We start from the raw sequence: 19,924 nt of genomic DNA on the forward strand, positions 1-19,924 counted from the left end.
TCATGAAATCAAATCAAGTAAATTTCGATCACCATTATTACAGTGATTTTATCAAAAATATATTAGATCAAGATGAATATATTTCATTAAAACATAGATTAGAAATAAACGATTCATACATTGATTATGTAGCCAAGAAGTCTATAAATTTATTTGATAATACTGTAGAGAAGTCAGAAAAGGAAAAAATTAGTTTTTTAGAGGCTCAAGAATTTATTTTGGAGGACTTTAAAAATGAAATTTCACAAGATCATGAATAAGAGTATATGGCACTTAGTGCTTTTTTCTTTGATTGGTTATGTTTTATTTGTTCTTACGTGTTCTACTAGTTTTTATATGATCCAGAGTGATCCTGAAATTTATAAGGAAACTTTTAAAATTTTAGTAAAAACTGGGCTGTTAATTCCAGGATTATCGTTAATCATTATTTTAGGTATACGGTTAAAAAAAGTTTTACAATGGATTGGTTCATCTTTATTTAACATTAAGAGAATAAAGTCATGAAGCCTATAACACATACAGAGCTTGTTGAATTAGGTTATAAGTGGTGTTTAAAGCGTTGTGGTGTTGCTTTTAAGGAATTAAAGACCACTAACAAAGAAATACCTGATGTGATAGGTTTTAGATCTTGTAATTATACTTTTTTATTAGAGGCAAAAGTTTCTCGATCTGATTTTATGGTTGATAAAAAGAAATCTTTTCGAGAGCAACCAGAAAAAGGTATGGGTGATTTTCGTTTTTATATTACTCCAAAGGGCTTACTTACAAAAGAAGAACTTCCTTTTAAATGGGGGCTTATAGAGGTTGATTCTTATAATAGGATGAAAACGGTTTATAATCCTTTTGGAACTGGAAATATTTATAGTAGATGGAACAAGAATGAAAAAAACACTGAGGCTGAGTCTAGAATAATGTATTCAGTTTTACGTAGATTACAGGAGCAAAAAGTAATTGATACAATATACTCCTAACTTTAAAAATAATATTCTAATTCTCAAAATATGAACTCAAAAACAACTTCCTACTCAGGGATGTTTCTATCTGTAGTCGTTTTTTTAATGATAGCTTATATAACTTACTACCCTTTAATCATTTATCACAAATTAGATGGTTTTTACAGTAATGGTTTTTATATATTTTTTCAAAAATTCGAGATTTTAAAAAAACCTTACCACAACAAGTTAATTTTATTAATGTTTATTATTGGTTCTGTTTTTATGTATAGACCAAAAAAAAGAGAAGGAGTTTCAGTCTATAGTGCTATTATACTTTTCTTTTCTGGAATTTCATTTTTGTTTTTATCGGATTTAATAAGAGATGATGCAATGATTTCATTTTACGAATCGATTTCGTTTTATTCTGTTGGGTTCATTTTAACAATTATTGGTTGTATAAAGTTTTTTGAAGTAATGGCTTTTAAAGATTTATCGAAAGAGGATCCTTTCAATGATGAAAATGAGACTTTTCAACAGACTGAGCAAAAAATAGAAAACGAGTATTCAGTAAATATTCCGTATCTCTATAGGTATCAAGGAAAGATGAGAAAGGGATGGATTAATTTTGTAAACTTATTTCGTGCGTTATTAATTATTGGTACTCCTGGTAGTGGTAAATCTTTTGCTTTTTTTGAAGAAATTATTGAACAGATGCTTCAAAAGTTTTTCACCTTGCTTATTTATGACTTTAAGTTTGATTCTTTAAGCCGTATATCTTACAATTATTTAGAAAAATTAAAAGAAAAGTATAAAGATGACCCTGAGAAGTTGAAACTGATACCTACACCATATTTTATTTGTTTTGATAATATAGAAAAATCTCATAGATGTAACCCTATCAATCCTTATTTAATGACCAATCAAACGGACGCAGGAGACGCTGCTAATATTTTGATGAAAAATTTAAATAAGGAATGGATCAAAAAAACGGATTTTTTTGCTAAGTCGGCCATAAGCTTTGTTTCTGGATTGATTTGGTACTTAAAAAAGAAATCTGAAGAAAAGGGAAAGAATTTGTGTACGTTGCCACATGTAATAACTCTTTCTTCGGTAAATGTGGAGTATTTATTAGAAATTATGCTCAAGGACATGGAGGTTAGGAGTTTAATGATACCGTTTAAAGACGCTTTAGAGAGAGAAGCTAATCAACAGCTATCGGGGCAAACGGCAAGTGCTCAAATTTCGCTTTCTCAATTATCTAATAAGGAACTTTTCTATGTAATGAGTGGTAATGATTTTTCTATACAAATAAACGACCCTAATCACCCTAAAATGGTTTGTATACAAAACAATCCTGACAGGCAGGAAATTTATTCAGCTCCTATTGGATTGTATATCAATAAAATTCTTCAGGTAGTTAATAAAAAAGGGATGCGTCCATTAGGTTTAATATTGGATGAGCTTCCCACCATTTTTATCATGGGCCTTAGAAAAGTTATTGATACTGGAAGATCTAATTTTATTGCTACTATATTGGGTATACAGAGTATTTCTCAGTTGTTTTCCAGTTATGGAAAGGAAGAATCAGATGTAGTTTATGATAACTGTGCTAATGCGGTATGTGGAAGTGCTAAAGGAGAAACTGCAAAAAGGGTTAGTCAAATATTTGGTAAAATTCATCAAAAGAAAACGAGTCATACTATTAATAAGAATGATACGTCAACAAGTGTAAGCACTCAAATGCAAGAGCTGTTGCCGGTAAGTAAAATAACAGCAATGAGTACAGGGGATTTTGCAGGTATAGTTGCAGACACTTTTAAAGAAAAAATTGCTCAGAAACTCTTTTATGGGAGTATTATGCCGAACATGGAATCTAAGAAAATCCAAAACAAGTATGAAATTCCAATTATTAATGAATTTAGGGATGATGAACATGAGGAAGAAATAAAGGATGTAATAAAACTAATGGAGGAATTAGATTTTTACGATGTAATTGTAAAGATAGATACTGATTTTAAAGATTATATATTGTTTTACAATCAACATATATTAGATATTGCTCAATCGAATTACGAGCATATTTTGGAAAGACAGAAGTTTGTTGGTTTAATAAAGGATATGAAACTATTCAATCACCTCCAGCTTATAAAAGATTATAATAATCTGTCTCAGGAAGAAACCCAAAATTTAGATAAAAAAGTAAAAACGAAATTTATAGGACAAATAAATAGTATTATAGATTCTTTTTTGGTTCAAAAAAAGATAGACAAATTACTAGACGATAATTTTATTGAGATTATTATTGATGTTGACGAGCTAGTGAAAGAGGAATATTATGCGGCAAAAGGAAAACTTCCAGAACATACAATTTTTGATAAGGATAAAATATCAGAAGAAATAGAAACCAGCATAAATGAAAGTGAAAGTCTGGCTACAAATTTCATGAATGATATGAATAAGGCTCCTTCTAAAAAATTAGTTGATATGTTTGGGAAATCCAAATCAGAATTAAATTCAGAAGTGAATTCAAATGATGATATCGATGATGATAATATAATAGATCATTATAATACTGATGATTCCTATCATATTGAATATGATGATTGACAAAAAAAAGGAGTACAAAATGTACTCCTTTTTTTTATTAATATTGAAGATTAATTAACAGCTAATAATTGATTCTTAGAAAAATGATAGTCTAATTGTTGTTTTACATTTAAGTCTATTTTAACAGCCGTATATATATAATTACTATCATTTAGTTCTAATATTACACCTGGTAAGTTTCCATAGTTAAAAGGACCTAATGGACGTTTTAGTTCATTAGAGTACCATGCTATAATCTTTTTATTTTTAATTGTTTTTATAGCTTTTTTACATGTAAATTCCCCAACCTTCTTTGTTTCATTTAGTAGCGTCCAAGCCTCATTATTAGAATTAAATCTAGCTTTGTTTAATATTATATTGATTAGATCAAGATTCATTTCATTGGTAACCTTAATTCTATAATTACTTGAAATTTGGTTAAAGTTTAGTTCAAATTCGAGATTGTTGAGCGTTGTAATAATATCTTTTTCGAAAGTATCTATTTGATTAGGGTCATTATAGATATCTTGGCTCTCTTGATAGCTAAATTTATTATTATGTTTAGGATCCAATATTTTAAAGGTGATTTTCACATTTTTTAAACTATTATTTTCTGCTATATTTTTTTGAGCATTTAAGCTATTAGATAGAAATGAGAATCCGATTAATGCGATAGTAAATGTCTTTAGTTTCATGATAATTATGAGTTTAGAATATTATGTTTCGATTCAAAGTTATAAATATATTTAACATTCATTTAGTTATTTGCTAATTATTTACTAATTTTGTGTAAAAGATATTTTTACGCATTTTTTTTGCGTGTGAGTTATCTGTATTTTTGATAAACAGATTATAAGGCAAAAATGGAAATAGATCAGATATTAAAGAATAAGGCTAAGGATTTTTACTATATAGGAGAGCGGTTAAAAAAGATAAGAAAAGAACTAGAAGAAAATGATGATACTGTAGAGACAAAAAAGCACAGTAAATTTTCTAGAACAAATATAGCCAATGCGCTTGGAGTAGACTATTCCACAATGGGGAATGTTGAGCGTGGTCCTATCTCTGTTAATACAATAAAATTGATTATCTTCTATTATTATTTAGGGTATAATCCTATGTGGATATTAGCTCCTAATAACGATTTTATTGACAAGAAAAACATTGGAGGAGAAAACCTGGTATATAGGACAGAAGTTCAGAATCAATATAAGGAAATGGAGGATAATATAATGCTTGCTTTAGAGGTATTTAAAAAGAAAATATAAAGGAAATTTCGTTTTTTTTAGTTTTCAAAATAATTTATTTTTTTGTGAATTATTTACGCATTATTGATTTATTTATAAATAAATTTGTTTTTTAGTTTTTTATCTATTAGGTTTGTACAAGAAATTATTTACCATTTAAATAATAATTTACAAAATGACGTACAAACATTTTTATTTAACTATAATGAGTTTTTTCTTTGCAATGAGCATTGGATGTTCGAGTGTTGAAAAAACTGCTATTACTTCAAAAACCTCGTATACTACTTTAAATGGAGCTGCATATTATAATGAGGTTTCTATAGCAGATAGTTTGTTTATGAATCAGTCATATAGGGCTTCATTTAATAAGTTGAATTTCTTATTGAATAATGGAGGCTTAAAAAATAGTTTTAGAAATTCTGAGTATAGAGTATATATGCTAACTAAGCATTATCTGGGAAAACAAATAACTCGTAAAGACTTTGAATTACTTATTGCTAAATACGGTATTATAGAGCCTAACATAAAAAGTGATACTCTATTATTTCCATATTATCAAAAATCTGGTATTACCCCGGTTATCTATAAAGAATTAAGGTCTGAATACTTAAAATCTCTAGATTTAGAATTAAGGGATAGTATAATACTGATGGTAGAAAAAGATCAGTATTATAGGGTTGAGTATTATGGAGATGATAGATTAGAAAAGAGAAAACAAATTGATATTAAACATGAAAAGGTTTTAATTGATTTGTTTGAAAAAGAAATATATCCTTCTCAGGAGGTTGTAGGAAACTACTTTGTTGACAATAAATTTATAGATACGGAACTTTTACTATTGCATACTCAAGATAGTATTAGGTTGAAGTATTTTTTACCTAAAATTAGAAAATTCATTTTAGAGAAGAAGTGTTCTCCTTATTTATATGCTAATATGGTAGATCAATATCAACTATATAATGAAAAAGAGCAAATTTATGGCAGTTATAATATTGCTCAACTTGAAGAGAAGGATTTTTCAAGATATAACAGAAATAGAAAATTATTAGGCTTAGGTCTTCGCTCGGTAGAGTATGATATATGGAGAGATAAGCTTATACGATCAAAATATTATTCTAAATAAATCTCACAGAAAAGTAATTTTATTATTAACCATTAAATATCATGTATTATGAAGAAAGTTTTAAATTCAATTGATCAATTTGCTGGAGAAAGCAAAACAATTTCAAAAGAAGCGATGAAAAATGTCGCTGGAGGTAGACACGCTATAGAATCGAGTGTTATACGTAAATCTTCTACAGGTTCAAGTGGAGGAGGTGACACGGATTGTAGAGATGTTCACTCAGGAGATATCGGTGGTTTCGGAACTATTACGGTTTCTCACTAAAGTTTTTATTTCATTTAAGGGATTTTAAAAAAATGCTAGGTAAGGGGTTATCTAGCATTTTTACTTCGTATATGTTTCATTAGCGTTTTCTTTTGGAACAATAAAAAACATTTTAAAATATGGAAAGATTTAAGCCAAGCTTTAAGGAGTTTATGGAAGCGAGTCATGTCGTTTCTCTTTTTTTAAGAAGTATGAGGACTGAAGGTTATTTTGGAAAAAGTCCTCAATTAAAATCAGACTTGTCTTTACAATTTGATTATATCAGACAACATGAATCTTTAATTGATTTCGTAGAAAAGTGTAATAAGATGAACAAAAACAGAGATAAATCATCTAAAAAGAACTGAAGTTATCCCACCACTACTAAAACAAAATAATATTAAAGAATATTTAACCAATCACTAAAACACAACAATATTTATGATCTTAAAAAAGAAAGTAATACCAAAAGGTTTGTCAGTTAATAACTTTTCATTCTTCTTTTTTGAAATAATGTGGAATATGCAAGATGAAAAATTTAGAGATTTTTTTATTAAGAAAGTTCTCACATATAGACCTCATGAATTAGTCGGAATGTTAGAAATGAAATTAGGCCATTTAGATTATAGCACAGTAGATAGATCTGAACTAACGAAATTAGTTCAAGATTGTATAATAAATTTCGAGGATTATATGAAAGATTATTTTAAGATAAAATACCATTCTTAACTAAAAAGAGATCGTTAGCCTGGTCCATTTCATGGAACTTGGCCAACTAACCAAAATATAATTAACCGATCACTAAACAACGATAAGATTATGAAAAATTTAATGCTTGTAAAAAATATATTAATAGCAATAGTTTTTGGACTTATTCTATATGGTATTACTTCTTCTTTTGGTAATATTTATGTTGAGTATTCTAAAGAAGAAATAAAAATTCTTAAAGAGAATAAAAACAAACGCTTATTTAATATTGGAGATATAGTTATGTTAAAGTCAGGAAGCCCTAACATGACTATTAAAGATACCATTACAGAAATAGAGGTAGATAAAAAATTAGTTAAATTTTTATACAAGTGTACCTGGTATAATGAAAACAAGAAATGGTATAATGATAATTATGCTATTGAAAATTTTGAGGAATCAGAACTAATTAAAGTTCAATAAAACGATAAGATAAATAATAAAATGGAATATAAAATATTAAAGGGAAGAGATGTACAACATTTAGAAATGGAGGTGTCTAATTATATTAATAAAGGATGGAAGCCATTAGGAGGATTTTCAAGTGTTATAGTACCTAAAACTATTAGTTTAGAAGGGTATGAATTATTACAACCAATGTTAAAAGAATAGTTCAATAAACCGATCAGTTAAAAGCGACCAAAAATCGTAAAAAAAATGTTTAATTCATCAAACAAATTCTTAATTGAAAAAGTAAAAAAAATGACAGCTTTTGATATTGATAGACATCTGCATAAAGTTGAATCTATGATAGAAATAAATTTAGTCGATATAACGTATTTTGAAAAAGATAAAAAGATCAGTAAGAAAACTAAAAATTCTTTATTTAAAAGAATTGATGTTTTGATAGAATATAATCGTGTTTTAGAACTCTATTGGGGTAAACAGACAATATAAACACTCAAAGAGAAAAGGTTTACCAGTTCTTTAAAAATAGAATTAAAAAGTATAAAATAACGATGGAAAAAAAGAAGTATATAGCACGAGAACTTTATCAAGCTCAACATAATTGGATGGTTTGGGTGAACTTAGGAGAATATGATACAGAAGAAGAAGCGGAAAATTTAGCTAATAATATTGATACGAGTTTATATTTAGAAAATGATAATCTATATCTATATTTTAAAAACAGCATAAAGATGAAAACCTTTACTAATGGAGATATAGAAATACAAAAGTTAAAAGATAAGTCCTTAGATAAAATTATTTGTGATGATACCGATTATCAAACTATGAATATCAAAATATCTGAAATAAAAAATTATCCAGATTTAGCTTGTGGTTTTTCTTCGATTGGATATGAAGTAGTAAAAACTGTAATTAACCAATTAAAATAGAATAATGTAATGATACTTGTAATTTCAAATAGTTCAGATTCTTCTACTTCAGATGTTATAGCTTGGTTAGTTGCTAAGAAAGCTAAATGGACAAGAATTAATAGAGAAGATAAGGTTCACTTAGAATTTCTAATAAATGAAATAAAGTTTAATGTCAACAATACCAGTTTCTATTTATCCGAGGTTAAAACAATTTGGTATCGTCGTGGGTTTATTTCAAACGATTTCTTAAACTTTTCTTTAATGAAAAAAGAAGGAAATACTGCAAAAGGTATTTTAGACTTTTTGGATATAGAATCTGAAACACTAAGAGAGTATTTTTATTATCAGCTGCATCAAAAGAAACACTTAAACTCGTTACATAATGGGAGAATAAACAAACTCATAACATGTGAAATTGCAAAAAGTGTTGGTCTTGATGTTCCGGATTCATTTATTTTATCGAACAGAGGTGAATTCCAAAAAATAGCGAGTAATAAACGTTTAATAACTAAAGCTCTTGGAGGAGATCCTCACATACTATTAGATGATAAGAATGGAATGATGTATACAAAAGAAGTGACAAAAATTAATGAGCAGTCTTTTTTCCCGTCTTTATTTCAAGAAATGATTATAAAAAAGTATGAGTTAAGGATTTTTTATTTAGATGGAGATTTTTATTCAATGGCTATCTTCTCTCAAGAGGACAAACAAACTCAAGTCGATTTTCGAAAATATAATGATAAGGTTCCTAATAGAACCGTTCCTTATAAGCTACCTTCAGAAATAGAACGAAAATTACATTTGTTAATGCAAAAAATAGGTAGAAACTGTGGTTCAATTGATATGATGGTTTCTTCAGAAAACAAATATTATTTTCTTGAAATAAACCCTGGAGGCCAATTTGGTATGGTTTCTTACCCATGTAATTATCATTTAGAAGAAAAGATAGCGGAATATTTAATTCAATAACTATGAAAAATCTACCTATTGTATTTGAATACATTGAGTACGTCGAAAAATCTATTGATGAGAATCAAGTACAAAAAATAATATCGGTTCAAAAATACAAATCGGACCAGGTAAAATTAATGAAACATCATAAACCAATAATAAAGTTATGAGATCTGAAAAAAATTATTTCCAACTATTTTCAAATTGTATTTTAGTAAAAGGAGCAAATAGAGCTACTATAAATGATCTTCAGAGAAATGATTTATTTATTATTTCGAATCAGTTTTGTGATATAATTGAGGGGTTAAACGCCAAATTACCAATTACAGAATTAAAGAAAGAATATTCTCAAGAAGATATTTTTGAGATTGATAAGACTCTTGAGTTTTTAGAGTCAAAAGAGTATGGTTTTTTTTGTGATATTGACGATTTTTCTTTGTTTCCAAAATTAGACACTGCATATAAATCACATTGTGATGTAACAAATATAATTTTGGAGAAGGAAAGTTTTTCATTAGAAAAAATTCAGAAAACAAAAGATATAATAAACTCAACACTTTGTGAATCTATTGTTATACTTTGTTATTTTAAAATAGATGAAGATCAATTATTAAAAATAACATCTATTTTGAACAACACTACTTTAAGATCTTTAGAACTTGTGATTCCATACAATAAAAACATTGATTCTGAAGCACTGAAAAGAATAAGAAACCAAAATACTAAATTAAGCTCTATTACTTTTTATAATTCTCCTGATGAATGGAATATTGACTTTAATATAAATTTATTTTCTGTTAGTTATAGAAGAAAAAATATTGACGATTTTTCTTTTTGTGGGAGTGTCAATAAAAAAGACTTTAACGTTAATAAAGAGAAATTTCTTGAATCACTAAATTATAATTCTTGTCTATATAAAAAGTTAGCTATTGACAGGAAAGGTAATATTAAGAATTGTCCGGCGTTTAAAAATGATTTTGGGAATATTAAAACAATAAACACTAAGAAAATAAAAGAAACCATTTTAAGTAAAAATAGCTTCAAAAGTGTTGGTTTAATAAATAAGGATTCAATTGAAGTCTGCAAAGATTGCGAATTTAGGCATGTCTGTACCGACTGTAGAGCATATTTAAGTGAGTCATCAAATATTAAATCAAAGCCTCTAAAATGTGGTTACAATCCATATAATAATACTTGGTTTCAGAATTAATATAAAATAGGTTTTTCCATTTATAGATTGAATAGAAAAACCTATTTGCGTAGTTAGTATCTATGCACCTGTTTAATTTGGTTTTTATATTTAATTTTATTTTTCAGCACTTTAATGAACCAGTCATACTCAAGGCTACCTGTTTTTGACATAGGAACCATCGACAGAAAACTGACAGGACATCTATCTTCTAAAGGTCCCATTGATGCAGTTACTTCTTTATAAAAAATTTCTTTATTATAAATTGAAATTAAAACGAGCATAATAAAGTTATATCCTTCTTTATGTTTCATCACAAGATAAACAACATGATTATCTTCCTCAAAAGAGGCTTTTTGAAAATAGAATTTTATAAGGTTATAGTTTTCTTTATTGTATTGATTGATACAAAATGTATATGCATTATTAGCATTAAACGTCTTGTGTGTAGATTCCGTGTATGTATAAGATGTCCATCCCATAAATATATTGTTTAGGTAACAAGCTCATTAAAAAAGATAACAAGCTTGTTAATAGTTTAAAATAATTTCTTAATTAAAAACAATCATTATCATTTACATATTTCCAATGATCTTTTTGAGCTTTTTTATAAGCCTTTACCACTAAAGAATCGTCAGTATCAATTGCAAAATCTTTAAATACATCTTCGTAGGTATAATTTATATGTGCTTCATGGTTACCGAATTCATAATAAAACATCTGATATAAAAAGTTTTCTCTTTTATGTAAAACTTCTATTGATCGATTGTACCATTCGAAATATGATTTTAGCTTGTGAGCTTCTGATTTTAAGACAACACCATCTAAGGCAAGAAATAGTTTGTCTTTTGCGGTTTTATCTGTAACTCCTAATTTTTTATAGACTTCTTCTTTTTGTTCTTTACTAAAGAAATAGTGTACTGGTACTTCTTCAAATCTTTTGCTTGAAATTTCTTTAAAATCTTGATAAGATATAGATGCTAAATCCATAATGATAAATTTTTAGATTAATAATTAATATTTGCACACCTTTCAGCTTAAGATGAGATTATCGAGGAAAGGAAACGGAATAAATAAGCGACATAGGAGCGTATGCCGTAGTCTTTTCGAAGTAAATCGAACGTGCTGTTCTTTGTGTAAATATTGATTAGTAGAATAGCACGAAGTGCGTTCCTATTATTTGATTCTTTGTCTTCAGACGAAAGATTAGAAAAAAAAAGGTTCGATACCTTTTTTGATGCTAAATAAAACACATATATTTAAACATATTACATAGAATCCTTGATAAAATGTTATGATAAATAGAGTTGAAAAAAGCGATTTAATTGAATATTATTCTGCTAAAAACTTAAAAACAGAAGAGGGAATTAAATATAACTATAGTCTTGATTGGAGATTATTTGCACACAGAATAAATAAAAATCCGTTTTTTAAAAACTTTAAAATAATTTCCCAAACTAAAATTTGTCCTATATGCGGTCATGAATTAGATGGTAAAATATGTCTACATCATATAGATTACGACCATATTTGCCAAAGAGGAGAAAATATTTTAATTGGTAAAAATATGCCTAATTGTAAAATTTGCTTTAATGAAACTCCAGATTTCTTTATTTCTTGCTCTATAAGAACAGTAGTCGTTCATAATAGTTGTCACGGCAAACTCCACAATGATAGTAAGTTCAAAGATAATGGGCTCGAACCAAATAAAAGTGATGAATCTAAAAATGACAACAAAACATATACTACGAAACAGAGGAAAACAGAATATAAGAATGCTTATAAACCTTGGACTTCTGAAGAGGATAAAAAATTAGAAAAACTTTTTTTTGAAGGAAAAAAAACAAGGGAATTATCAATTATATTTGATAGAAAAATTGGAGCTATAAGGTCAAGAATAAAAAAACTAGAGTTCCAAAAAAAGTACAGAAATTAAAAAATCGTTATTTTAAAAGCTTAATAAAAAGTATAAATGTTTGTCCTTCTCACTGCCGAAAACACCTACTATACAGCGAACAAAAAAACACCTTTCTCAAAAAACATAAGCGACGCAATTGTATTTGATAGTCTTGAAAATGCTAAAAAAGAACAGCAAATAATGTCAAGAAAATATCATAAAACAACCAGTATCAACACCTTTATCGGTTAAATTATTAGATTAAAACCAAATTTTTAAAAATTAAAATATTATGGAAATTTTTTGTGTATATATGTTCCTAGATAAAAAAGGGAAGCCTTTGTATATTGGTAGTTCAATTAATTTAAAAATAAGAATAGAAACCAATCACTTTAGGTCAGAGAATGGAAACCTCACAAGAAAATGCGTAGAAGAAACCGTTGAAATATTGTACCATGAGGCAACCTCAGTGGATGATATGAAAATAAAGGAGAGATATTTAATTAATAGACTAAAGCCTGTCTATAATATTCATATGAATAATAAGAGTGAGTTTTCTTTTGATATTAAAATTAAATGGAAAGAATACGATTTTGATAAAGAAGTTATCTTAAGCAATAAACGGATAAAAAGAAATAGTAAAACTATTAATCATATTTATGATATTGATAAAGTTTATGATTCTTGGCTTCCTTATGGAGTTAAAATCGGTACGAGAAGCCATAATTATATTGTTTTAAATGATAAGAAGAATCTTTCAGGTATAGAGGTTTCAATGTATTACGATACAGGAGATGAGTATTATATAGATAAACTTTTTAAAAATTATTCAAGGTTTTATATCATAATGATTAATAATGAGGTTTATATATCAAATCATTACTTTTTAGGTTATTCTATAGCTCATTATAAAGATTTATGTATTAAGTATAAACTAGATGAAAAAAAGGACTTTTTATCGGTTGAAGCTCCTGTTGATAATCGTTTGTTTAAGCCTCATAATGATAAGCCTGATGAAGGGAAATGGGATTTAAGAGGCGTAAGTTTTCTTAGATATAATGTTTGTAAAAAATTAGAAATATTGAACGACAATATTATTGAGTTTATCGATAGTACTATCCAGAATATTAAATTTTACAAGGAAGAAAGCAAGAGGGGTTATTAAATCTTACCTCCAATCTTTGCTGGTCTCATTTCGTTAAAGGTGTTTTATTAAAAGGCTAATATAAAACTAAGATTACTAGCCTGATTGGTTGTAATAAAAAATTTAAACAACCATCTTTAAGTAAAGTCTTTTTTATACCTCTATAAAACTTTTTTCTGTATATGATTTTCTAGTTTTTAAGGAACTGGAAAACCTTTATTTAATTAGTGTATTAGCACGAAGTGCGTTCTTATTATTTCATTCTTTGTCTTCAGACGAAAGAATAGACGATAAAAGGTTAGATACCTTTTTTGATACTGTTTTTGTTTCTTTTAATAAAAGAAAGTATCAAGGCTGTTTTAGCTTTTCTATAATTTATACGGAATTAAATAAAAAACATTATCTTTGTAACGTTTTCTATAAGTAAAGGAACCCTAACTTTTAGAACACCTATAATTAATTAAAGGATATACTTTTTTTAGTAGTTATGAATAAAAACAGAATAAATAAAGATTTTATTTTTAAGTCAATTACCAAAATGGTATCTGACAAACAAGCTGTTCGTTCATATATTAAGGGAGACACAGATTTTAAAACCATCGAAAATAAAGGTATTAAATTTGCAAACCCCATATAACTACTTATTTGACAATACTTCGAAAACTTATCAATTCACAACTAAAAACGACATAGTCTATAAAGTTGCTTTTATTGAGGATAGTACATTAAATTCTATTTCATCATCAGGTATGGAATTCGAAAATATGTATCAAATTATTATTGATAAGGTAACAGATGTAGTAGAACCTTTAGACTTTAAAGTTTCTTTAACTATTGATTTAATAATCAGCAATTTCTTTAAAACTATAGAAAATGCTCTTATTTATATATGCTCAGAAGATAATGGTAAAGAAACAAAAAGGTATAATGCTTTTAATCGTTGGTATGAAAATAGCAAGCGTAAACAAATTATAACTAAAATAGATAATGTATTAGAATTTGATGAAACAACTTCAGTTATTTATACATCATTATTGTATCATAATAATAATCCAAATATCAAATATATTCTTACTGCATTTAATGAGATAAAAGAGGTTATAAATGAAGAAAAGTAGTCTTATTTATTCTTTTCAATTGGCTATAGTTTTGTTTCCTCAGTGTTGAATGACTTTTTTAACCTTTTAGATATATGAAAATAAAAGGTTGAATTTATATTATAAATTTTAAGATCAAACTCTCTATATATATTTATATTCTGCCATTTCATAATTAAGTATTTAGGTTAGATAAGGAAGTTTTGATCTTTGTAAAAAAACACCTGATAAGCCTTTTTTAAAAAAGGCTTATTTGACCAGTTTTAGAATTTACTATTAAATCTTTAATATCTGAGTTATCAATTGGTCCTTCGGTAACTTGTTTTGCCTTCCCTCCTAGCCTTAGTCTTAAATAATTATAAGCAAAGTTGACATTTTCAGTAAATTCTATTCTAGGTATTTTTTCGATATAGAGATATTTGTTTACTAAAAAAGCTCCTTGAAAGGATGTTCCAGGACATAAAGCATTATCACATATAACCACTCCTTGAATTCCATGTAATAGAAGATTTAAAGCACTCATCTTAGCACAGGTATAATCTTTATCAATTAAAACATGAAACATCCCCAAACTATCAGAATTTGCCGCTAAAGATAGCCTAGCGGATCCCGAACAAGGATCATGAAAGTTTTTTGTGTCCTTATCTATTGACGCTATTGTGCTCATTAGGCGGCAAACTGGCATTGGAGTAAAAAACTGTCCAAAATACTTATTATGTAAACTTTTTAGTTCGTAGAAAGTTCCAAACAAATCATAGCAATCTTCGAATTTTAGTTTCTTCTGAAGAATCAAAAGGCTCTGTTGAATGAGTTCTCCGAAGATTATACGTTCTTCTTCGTTATATCGTTCTCTTATATTTTCTAAATCAATTTTATGATCGAATGAAAAACTGTTTATAAATAAATCTAAATAATCTTCGAATACTTTGTAATGATTATGCTTATATGAGAGCTTGTCATAGATTTTGATAAATTCTTTTAATTCTGATGGTGCATATTTCGTACTCATAATAAATGGAGTTAATTAATTTGCACCGCCACTAAACGGAAGATAAAATTTTGCTCAAATTTTTAATTGTAAAATTAGATGGGCCCCCTGAACTTGTGAAGAGGGTTAATCTCATTTTATAAGCAATAAAATTTGAAAGTAAATATTTTACGAGTTTTACTTTGTGCTAATGTTGATTGAGGTATTCTTTTTCTTGTATTAGGTTCGATACCTAATACAAGAAATAAAAGGTATTACAAATAAAGTCTATAATTCTAAATTCCTATATTTTGAATAATCAGTAAGTTCATCTTTAAAACCATTATAAGCTTCATTACTTGTATTCTTATTTGAATTTAATAGAGATTTCAATGAGTATAAAATTTGATTACGTGCATTGATTTTTTCTTGAGTTAATTTTCTGTTTCTATAAGTCATTATTTGGTCCTGTAACCCGTTTTTTAAGTGATCTTGATATATATGATTAGGTATAATAGGATCCATTTTTTTATATACAATCATGAAAGCTGCTTTGTCGTATATTTTTTTATCAATTAGATTAGATAACCATAGATAGTTAAACTTTTCTTCTTTAGGGTAAGAATCAAATTTTGATAATATATCCTGTTGTTTATACAAAAGAAAATCTAATTGATTAGTAGAGTTTAGATATTCATAATGGTTATGACTTAATAGAGTTTTTGTTTCATTATCTGTGAAGATAGATTTAGCGAATATTTTATCTCTCTCTTTAGACAAGAAGATACCTTTATGATTCAAATTCTGAATAAAATTATACTGATTTTTCTCATACTGTATTTGTGACCTATGTACTTTTTCAAAGAATTTAGTCAATACCAATTTTTCATATTTTAACTTATCAGTTCTTTCTATTCTATTATACAATTCTGGATATATCATTGGTAGAAAAAAAGAGGAATCATTTATAAGTTTTGTGTTTTTTTCTTTATTCAAAAATAAATATTCAAGCATTCTGTAATTTTGATCAGCTAAACCAGGAGAATAAAATTTGTTTAGGTTATCAGGTATCTTTTCAAAATTCTGTTTAGTCTTTTCCTCATACTTGTCACTGTTTATAAAAGAAATAACGGATCCACTTTTTTTCAAACCTAAGCTTTGTATTAAATGATATTGAGTTAGATCTGAATCAAATTGTATGTGATCGGATATAGCGTTCAACAATTGATGTTTATCTTTTAATTGACTGTGTTCAGATTTCTCAACCCTGTTTAAAAGCTTCTCCCTTTCATTTAAAAAGATGAATTTTAATTTCTTGTCGAATTGTTGACGATCCTTATTACTCATAAATGATCTAACTGTTTTAAACTTTTCATTGTTATTGATATCTCCTATCAAGTCTTTTAAGTTCGTGGTGTTAATTATTTCTGAATACAAAGATTCTTTTTTAATGTATTTAAAATAACGTCTTTTAAACGCTTCGTTAATAATGCTATAAACTAAATTATCAAAGGACTTCGAATTGAAGTTAATAGACGTTTTAACCTCCTTTCCTACTCTATTCTCTAGAGAGTTCAATGTATATTTTTTACCTAGTTCTGAAGCTTTAAATATATATTTCGATTTATCATAAATTTTATATCCTTGGTTAACGTTCTTTTTATTCTTAATTAATTCAATTATCGTGTTATTATGAATAAGATTCAATTTGGAATAGTCTTCTATATTTATTGATTCATATAAATCCAAAAGTGTATCAAATTGTTTTATAATTCTCTGTTTGATGGATTTTAAAGATTTATTGTTTTTGTTTTTATCAAATTCCTTCTCCAGTTTAGGTAAACTTAAATTAACATGTATTTTAGATCCAGGGATAACAGGTGTTTTAAAGTTGTTGTTAGTTTCTAAACCAAAAAGAATACCGTTTTTCGATTCTGAAATAACAGCTTTAATGTCATATTTTTTTAACTCAGATTTAAGTTCATTAAGGCTCTTAAATTTATTCTTCTGTCTCAATAAATTAATTACTTCTCTTATATAATTTCTTGCTCCCTGATCCGTTTTTATAGTTTCAATTATATTATCATTTCTAAAAACTTCTAACTTGTTAATTGATTTTTCTGAAGTAACTTTATCTAAGTTATACTTAATTTCTAACTCTCTTGAAATCGCTTTGGCTCTATTATAGTCGAATTTATCAGTAATTAATGTTGAGTTTTCCCGTACTCTAGAGGTTAATATATGAACATGGTTATGATCAGTATCATTATGTTTTACGACAACGTATGGCTGATTACCATACCCAAAATTACTCATAAAATCATTAGTTAAATCAAAAAACTCATTATTAGTTATGGTGTCATTTAATGATAGATTAAGACTTATGTGTACAACTTTGTTATTCTTGTCACTTCTATTGTTTAAAAAATTAAGTGTATTTTCAAAAAATAATTGATTAGTTTTAGCTTTAGAATACATATTTTGATACCCTAATATTTCGGCGTTATCTTTCTTAGTTATATATTCTAAAACGGCTTTTGTATTATCTCTATATAGTATTTTGGCTATCATTATCCGCTATAATTTCATTCACTCTCAAGTACATATTGTGCATTATTCTATTGAGTTCTTTAAGATCATGTTCCAAATTAACATTATTTTTATTTATGTTTTTCTGATTCATTAGTCTTACAACTTGATTTACATTTACTCCGATTTTATTGATTTCGTAAACAAGTTTAGAAATCATATTCTGATCATAAATGTTACTTCCTTTAGACGATTGTATTAAAAATTGCCTAATAAATGGTCTTATAGTTCCTTTTTTTTCTTTATCGATGAAATAAGCATCTAATAAATTATTAAGTAGTTTATTCTCTTCTTCATTAAATCGAATCTTGTATTCGATGGTTCTCTTTTCTTCTGGATTCTTGCTTGGTCTAGCCATATTTACCAATGATTTAAAAAAACAACTTAGGCGTTTTTTCCACTTATAATTTATTATAAGTAGCAGTTTTAAGACCCTTAAAACATAACTTGCTGTTAACTATGTTAACAAATTTACTGTTTTATATTAATTAAGTCAAGTGTAAAGTAAAATAAGATCTTTTAAAAACTCATTAGACCTATTATCATTTGGCTTCATCCCAAAGTTTTTGAAATTTTCGTTAGTGATAGTAAATTAATTGAAAGCTTCTGATAATTTTTAAATTAAAAATTGATTTTTTACTCCCCCCTATTTTATAGGTTTATAATTTATATCCTTATTCTATGTTTAGATAAACATTTGAACACATCAACAATTGTGGATATAAAAATGTATAGTTTGCTATATAAACAATTAAGCTATATCGTTAAGATAAAAAATTGCATATATAATCATTTAACCATACAAACACATGTATATATGTTTAAATAAACTAAAGTATAGATGTTTACAAGTATAAATAAACATTTGTTAGCATAGTTGTTCAAACAAATAAATATCAAAACATATGCCTATATCACCACTTAAACAAGTAGGCATATATATAAATATACATTTAATCAATTAACTAACTCAACAATTGCATATTTGTACACATCAACATTTAGACATATATACATGCGTTTATATATCTATTTAAATAAACAATCATATAAACAGATGTTTATATCTACATTTACACATTTATATGTTTATGTATGTGTGTAAATAAACATATATATGTATACACAAATAACTACACATACATTTGTATGTTTGGATATATAAATATATATTTGTTTATCTCAATAAATATTTATACAATCATGAAAGAAAAAAACACTAAAATAATCTCTGCTGTATCGAGTAAGGGAGGGGTTGGTAAATCGACTCTAAATATTTTATTAGCAACAAACCTTTATTATAAACACAAAAAATCACTTGTTTTATTTGATACTGATAATCCCCAGTATTCGCTGCACACAAAAAGACTTAAAGATATAGATGGTTGGGGAGATGAAATTAATTCGGATGAGGCTTATCCTATAGTAAGGACGAATTTTAAAACTATTTTTGAAGATATTAACGAATATTATGGAAAAGTAGATTATATAATAATAGACTTCCCAGGAACTATTAATAAAGAATCCGCTACAGCTCTTTTTTATTTGCATCACATATTTATACCTTTTACGTCAGATGAATTTGAAATTGAAAGTACATACAGCTTTTACGAAAATTTAATGAATCACTATATAAATAATGATAGCAGTAATTTAGAAAGTATTCATGTTTTCTTTAATCAATATGAAAGAGTAAAGAAAAAGAAATTTGAAGAAGATCAAGAGATGCTTGAACAAGCCGGTGTAAAAATGTTAAAAAGTAGAGTTTTGCGTAAAACAGTTTATACTGAAAAATACAGAGACACATTATGTCCTATACCAGATGTTAAAGAAAATCATCCAGAGGATGTAAAAGCCTTTTTTAGAGAAGTAATGGAAATAACAAAATAA

The 19,924-nt window shown here is 26.9% G+C and carries 25 protein-coding genes; 19 read left to right on the plus strand and 6 right to left on the minus strand.

Translation table 11 applies throughout. From position 1 onward, the window contains the following. The first annotated feature begins 2 nt into the window (after window positions 1–2). The 3 genes from BLW23_RS16465 (at window position 3) to BLW23_RS16480 (ending at window position 3,542) form a co-directional block, all read left to right on the plus strand. A complete protein-coding gene (locus BLW23_RS16465; protein WP_093671913.1) occupies window positions 3–260 on the plus strand; it encodes a hypothetical protein in 258 nt (85 codons plus the stop codon). A gap of 240 nt (window positions 261–500) precedes the next feature. Beyond that, complete coding sequence (locus tag BLW23_RS16475; protein ID WP_093671917.1) at window positions 501–971, plus strand: hypothetical protein; 471 nt, start codon at window positions 501–503, stop codon at window positions 969–971. 30 nt (window positions 972–1,001) lie between these two features. Further along, a complete protein-coding gene (locus BLW23_RS16480) occupies window positions 1,002–3,542 on the plus strand; it encodes a type IV secretory system conjugative DNA transfer family protein (RefSeq protein WP_093671919.1) in 2,541 nt (846 codons plus the stop codon). Window positions 3,543–3,592: 50 nt separating this feature from the next. Here BLW23_RS16480 and BLW23_RS16485 read toward each other — a convergent pair whose 3' ends face one another. Beyond that, complete coding sequence (locus BLW23_RS16485; protein ID WP_093671921.1) at window positions 3,593–4,216, minus strand: GLPGLI family protein; 624 nt, start codon at window positions 4,214–4,216, stop codon at window positions 3,593–3,595. Window positions 4,217–4,384: 168 nt separating this feature from the next. Here BLW23_RS16485 and BLW23_RS16490 point away from each other — a divergent pair, with 168 nt between their 5' ends. From BLW23_RS16490 to gwsS, 11 genes are all read left to right on the plus strand, one after another. After that, window positions 4,385–4,789, plus strand: coding sequence for a helix-turn-helix domain-containing protein (locus tag BLW23_RS16490; protein WP_093671923.1), 405 nt, complete (start codon window positions 4,385–4,387; stop codon window positions 4,787–4,789). 154 nt (window positions 4,790–4,943) lie between these two features. Then, window positions 4,944–5,891: a hypothetical protein gene (locus BLW23_RS16495; protein ID WP_143032207.1), complete on the plus strand. Its 948-nt coding sequence runs from the start codon at window positions 4,944–4,946 to the stop codon at window positions 5,889–5,891. Window positions 5,892–5,939: 48 nt separating this feature from the next. After that, window positions 5,940–6,155: a hypothetical protein gene (locus tag BLW23_RS16500; RefSeq protein WP_093671927.1), complete on the plus strand. Its 216-nt coding sequence runs from the start codon at window positions 5,940–5,942 to the stop codon at window positions 6,153–6,155. A gap of 119 nt (window positions 6,156–6,274) precedes the next feature. Then, window positions 6,275–6,502: a hypothetical protein gene (locus BLW23_RS16505; protein ID WP_093671929.1), complete on the plus strand. Its 228-nt coding sequence runs from the start codon at window positions 6,275–6,277 to the stop codon at window positions 6,500–6,502. A 73-nt stretch (window positions 6,503–6,575) separates the two neighbouring features. Further along, window positions 6,576–6,863, plus strand: a complete 288-nt coding sequence (locus BLW23_RS16510; protein WP_093671931.1) for a hypothetical protein — start codon at window positions 6,576–6,578, stop codon at window positions 6,861–6,863. 90 nt (window positions 6,864–6,953) lie between these two features. Continuing rightward, entirely contained in the window at window positions 6,954–7,304 is a 351-nt protein-coding gene (locus BLW23_RS16515; protein WP_093671933.1) for a DUF2158 domain-containing protein, read from the plus strand. Between the two features lie 21 nt (window positions 7,305–7,325). After that, the gene (locus tag BLW23_RS16520) at window positions 7,326–7,493 is read left to right on the plus strand and encodes a DUF1737 domain-containing protein (RefSeq protein WP_093671935.1); all 168 of its coding nucleotides are present in this window, start codon (window positions 7,326–7,328) and stop codon (window positions 7,491–7,493) included. Window positions 7,494–7,538: 45 nt separating this feature from the next. Further along, a complete protein-coding gene (locus BLW23_RS16525; protein ID WP_093671936.1) occupies window positions 7,539–7,778 on the plus strand; it encodes a hypothetical protein in 240 nt (79 codons plus the stop codon). A gap of 62 nt (window positions 7,779–7,840) precedes the next feature. Next, window positions 7,841–8,218 (plus strand): hypothetical protein, encoded by a 378-nt coding sequence (locus BLW23_RS16530; protein WP_093671938.1) that lies wholly within the window; start codon window positions 7,841–7,843, stop codon window positions 8,216–8,218. Window positions 8,219–8,227: 9 nt separating this feature from the next. Next, window positions 8,228–9,169, plus strand: a complete 942-nt coding sequence (gene gwsG, locus BLW23_RS16535; protein WP_093671940.1) for a grasp-with-spasm system ATP-grasp peptide maturase — start codon at window positions 8,228–8,230, stop codon at window positions 9,167–9,169. A gap of 148 nt (window positions 9,170–9,317) precedes the next feature. Continuing rightward, the gene (gwsS, locus tag BLW23_RS16540) at window positions 9,318–10,361 is read left to right on the plus strand and encodes a grasp-with-spasm system SPASM domain peptide maturase (protein WP_093671942.1); all 1,044 of its coding nucleotides are present in this window, start codon (window positions 9,318–9,320) and stop codon (window positions 10,359–10,361) included. A 53-nt stretch (window positions 10,362–10,414) separates the two neighbouring features. Here the strand turns inward: gwsS and BLW23_RS16545 are convergent, their stop codons facing one another. Next, window positions 10,415–10,822: a hypothetical protein gene (locus BLW23_RS16545; protein WP_093671944.1), complete on the minus strand. Its 408-nt coding sequence runs from the start codon at window positions 10,820–10,822 to the stop codon at window positions 10,415–10,417. A gap of 73 nt (window positions 10,823–10,895) precedes the next feature. Next, window positions 10,896–11,330 carry a DUF7659 family protein gene (locus BLW23_RS16550; RefSeq protein WP_093671946.1) on the minus strand — a complete coding sequence of 145 codons (435 nt, stop codon included), beginning with the start codon at window positions 11,328–11,330 and terminating at the stop codon, window positions 10,896–10,898. Window positions 11,331–11,634: 304 nt separating this feature from the next. Between BLW23_RS16550 and BLW23_RS16555 the strand changes: the two genes are divergently transcribed. From BLW23_RS16555 to BLW23_RS16565, 4 genes are all read left to right on the plus strand, one after another. After that, entirely contained in the window at window positions 11,635–12,276 is a 642-nt protein-coding gene (locus BLW23_RS16555; RefSeq protein ID WP_093671948.1) for a hypothetical protein, read from the plus strand. A gap of 36 nt (window positions 12,277–12,312) precedes the next feature. After that, the gene (locus tag BLW23_RS23310) at window positions 12,313–12,489 is read left to right on the plus strand and encodes a hypothetical protein (protein ID WP_176829858.1); all 177 of its coding nucleotides are present in this window, start codon (window positions 12,313–12,315) and stop codon (window positions 12,487–12,489) included. A gap of 40 nt (window positions 12,490–12,529) precedes the next feature. Further along, the gene (locus BLW23_RS16560; protein ID WP_093671950.1) at window positions 12,530–13,402 is read left to right on the plus strand and encodes a GIY-YIG nuclease family protein; all 873 of its coding nucleotides are present in this window, start codon (window positions 12,530–12,532) and stop codon (window positions 13,400–13,402) included. A 599-nt stretch (window positions 13,403–14,001) separates the two neighbouring features. Continuing rightward, the gene (locus BLW23_RS16565; protein ID WP_093671952.1) at window positions 14,002–14,499 is read left to right on the plus strand and encodes a DUF6169 family protein; all 498 of its coding nucleotides are present in this window, start codon (window positions 14,002–14,004) and stop codon (window positions 14,497–14,499) included. Between the two features lie 217 nt (window positions 14,500–14,716). Here the strand turns inward: BLW23_RS16565 and BLW23_RS16570 are convergent, their stop codons facing one another. From BLW23_RS16570 to BLW23_RS16580, 3 genes are all read right to left on the minus strand, one after another. Next, entirely contained in the window at window positions 14,717–15,487 is a 771-nt protein-coding gene (locus BLW23_RS16570; protein WP_093671954.1) for an N-6 DNA methylase, read from the minus strand. A gap of 246 nt (window positions 15,488–15,733) precedes the next feature. Continuing rightward, window positions 15,734–18,016, minus strand: a complete 2,283-nt coding sequence (locus BLW23_RS16575) for a relaxase/mobilization nuclease domain-containing protein (RefSeq protein WP_093671956.1) — start codon at window positions 18,014–18,016, stop codon at window positions 15,734–15,736. Next, complete coding sequence (locus tag BLW23_RS16580) at window positions 17,994–18,392, minus strand: plasmid mobilization relaxosome protein MobC (RefSeq protein WP_093671958.1); 399 nt, start codon at window positions 18,390–18,392, stop codon at window positions 17,994–17,996. The genes BLW23_RS16575 and BLW23_RS16580 overlap by 23 nt, the downstream gene beginning before the upstream one ends. 845 nt (window positions 18,393–19,237) lie before the next feature. Between BLW23_RS16580 and BLW23_RS16585 the strand changes: the two genes are divergently transcribed. Continuing rightward, window positions 19,238–19,924, plus strand: coding sequence for a ParA family protein (locus BLW23_RS16585; RefSeq protein WP_176829859.1), 687 nt, complete (start codon window positions 19,238–19,240; stop codon window positions 19,922–19,924).

This window comes from Tenacibaculum sp. MAR_2009_124, from assembly GCF_900105455.1.
Taxonomy (GTDB): domain Bacteria; phylum Bacteroidota; class Bacteroidia; order Flavobacteriales; family Flavobacteriaceae; genus Polaribacter.

What these genes read in the sequence shown, in the direction of transcription:
- BLW23_RS16515 (WP_093671933.1), top strand. Translation starts at nt 6,954, where the DNA reads ATGAAAAATTTAATGCTTGTAAAAAATATATTAATAGCAATAGTTTTT.
- BLW23_RS16490 (WP_093671923.1), top strand. Translation starts at nt 4,385, where the DNA reads ATGGAAATAGATCAGATATTAAAGAATAAGGCTAAGGATTTTTACTAT.
- BLW23_RS16530 (WP_093671938.1), top strand. Translation starts at nt 7,841, where the DNA reads ATGGAAAAAAAGAAGTATATAGCACGAGAACTTTATCAAGCTCAACAT.
- BLW23_RS16560 (WP_093671950.1), top strand. Translation starts at nt 12,530, where the DNA reads ATGGAAATTTTTTGTGTATATATGTTCCTAGATAAAAAAGGGAAGCCT.
- BLW23_RS16500 (WP_093671927.1), top strand. Translation starts at nt 5,940, where the DNA reads ATGAAGAAAGTTTTAAATTCAATTGATCAATTTGCTGGAGAAAGCAAA.
- BLW23_RS16570 (WP_093671954.1), bottom strand. Translation starts at nt 15,487, where the DNA reads ATGAGTACGAAATATGCACCATCAGAATTAAAAGAATTTATCAAAATC.
- BLW23_RS16495 (WP_143032207.1), top strand. Translation starts at nt 4,944, where the DNA reads ATGACGTACAAACATTTTTATTTAACTATAATGAGTTTTTTCTTTGCA.
- BLW23_RS16505 (WP_093671929.1), top strand. Translation starts at nt 6,275, where the DNA reads ATGGAAAGATTTAAGCCAAGCTTTAAGGAGTTTATGGAAGCGAGTCAT.
- BLW23_RS16550 (WP_093671946.1), bottom strand. Translation starts at nt 11,330, where the DNA reads ATGGATTTAGCATCTATATCTTATCAAGATTTTAAAGAAATTTCAAGC.
- BLW23_RS16555 (WP_093671948.1), top strand. Translation starts at nt 11,635, where the DNA reads ATGATAAATAGAGTTGAAAAAAGCGATTTAATTGAATATTATTCTGCT.
- gwsS (WP_093671942.1), top strand. Translation starts at nt 9,318, where the DNA reads ATGAGATCTGAAAAAAATTATTTCCAACTATTTTCAAATTGTATTTTA.
- BLW23_RS16475 (WP_093671917.1), top strand. Translation starts at nt 501, where the DNA reads ATGAAGCCTATAACACATACAGAGCTTGTTGAATTAGGTTATAAGTGG.
- BLW23_RS16480 (WP_093671919.1), top strand. Translation starts at nt 1,002, where the DNA reads ATGAACTCAAAAACAACTTCCTACTCAGGGATGTTTCTATCTGTAGTC.
- BLW23_RS16510 (WP_093671931.1), top strand. Translation starts at nt 6,576, where the DNA reads ATGATCTTAAAAAAGAAAGTAATACCAAAAGGTTTGTCAGTTAATAAC.
- BLW23_RS16580 (WP_093671958.1), bottom strand. Translation starts at nt 18,392, where the DNA reads ATGGCTAGACCAAGCAAGAATCCAGAAGAAAAGAGAACCATCGAATAC.
- BLW23_RS16585 (WP_176829859.1), top strand. Translation starts at nt 19,238, where the DNA reads ATGAAAGAAAAAAACACTAAAATAATCTCTGCTGTATCGAGTAAGGGA.
- BLW23_RS23310 (WP_176829858.1), top strand. Translation starts at nt 12,313, where the DNA reads ATGTTTGTCCTTCTCACTGCCGAAAACACCTACTATACAGCGAACAAA.
- BLW23_RS16485 (WP_093671921.1), bottom strand. Translation starts at nt 4,216, where the DNA reads ATGAAACTAAAGACATTTACTATCGCATTAATCGGATTCTCATTTCTA.
- BLW23_RS16575 (WP_093671956.1), bottom strand. Translation starts at nt 18,016, where the DNA reads ATGATAGCCAAAATACTATATAGAGATAATACAAAAGCCGTTTTAGAA.
- BLW23_RS16525 (WP_093671936.1), top strand. Translation starts at nt 7,539, where the DNA reads ATGTTTAATTCATCAAACAAATTCTTAATTGAAAAAGTAAAAAAAATG.
- BLW23_RS16465 (WP_093671913.1), top strand. Translation starts at nt 3, where the DNA reads ATGAAATCAAATCAAGTAAATTTCGATCACCATTATTACAGTGATTTT.
- gwsG (WP_093671940.1), top strand. Translation starts at nt 8,228, where the DNA reads ATGATACTTGTAATTTCAAATAGTTCAGATTCTTCTACTTCAGATGTT.
- BLW23_RS16545 (WP_093671944.1), bottom strand. Translation starts at nt 10,822, where the DNA reads ATGGGATGGACATCTTATACATACACGGAATCTACACACAAGACGTTT.
- BLW23_RS16520 (WP_093671935.1), top strand. Translation starts at nt 7,326, where the DNA reads ATGGAATATAAAATATTAAAGGGAAGAGATGTACAACATTTAGAAATG.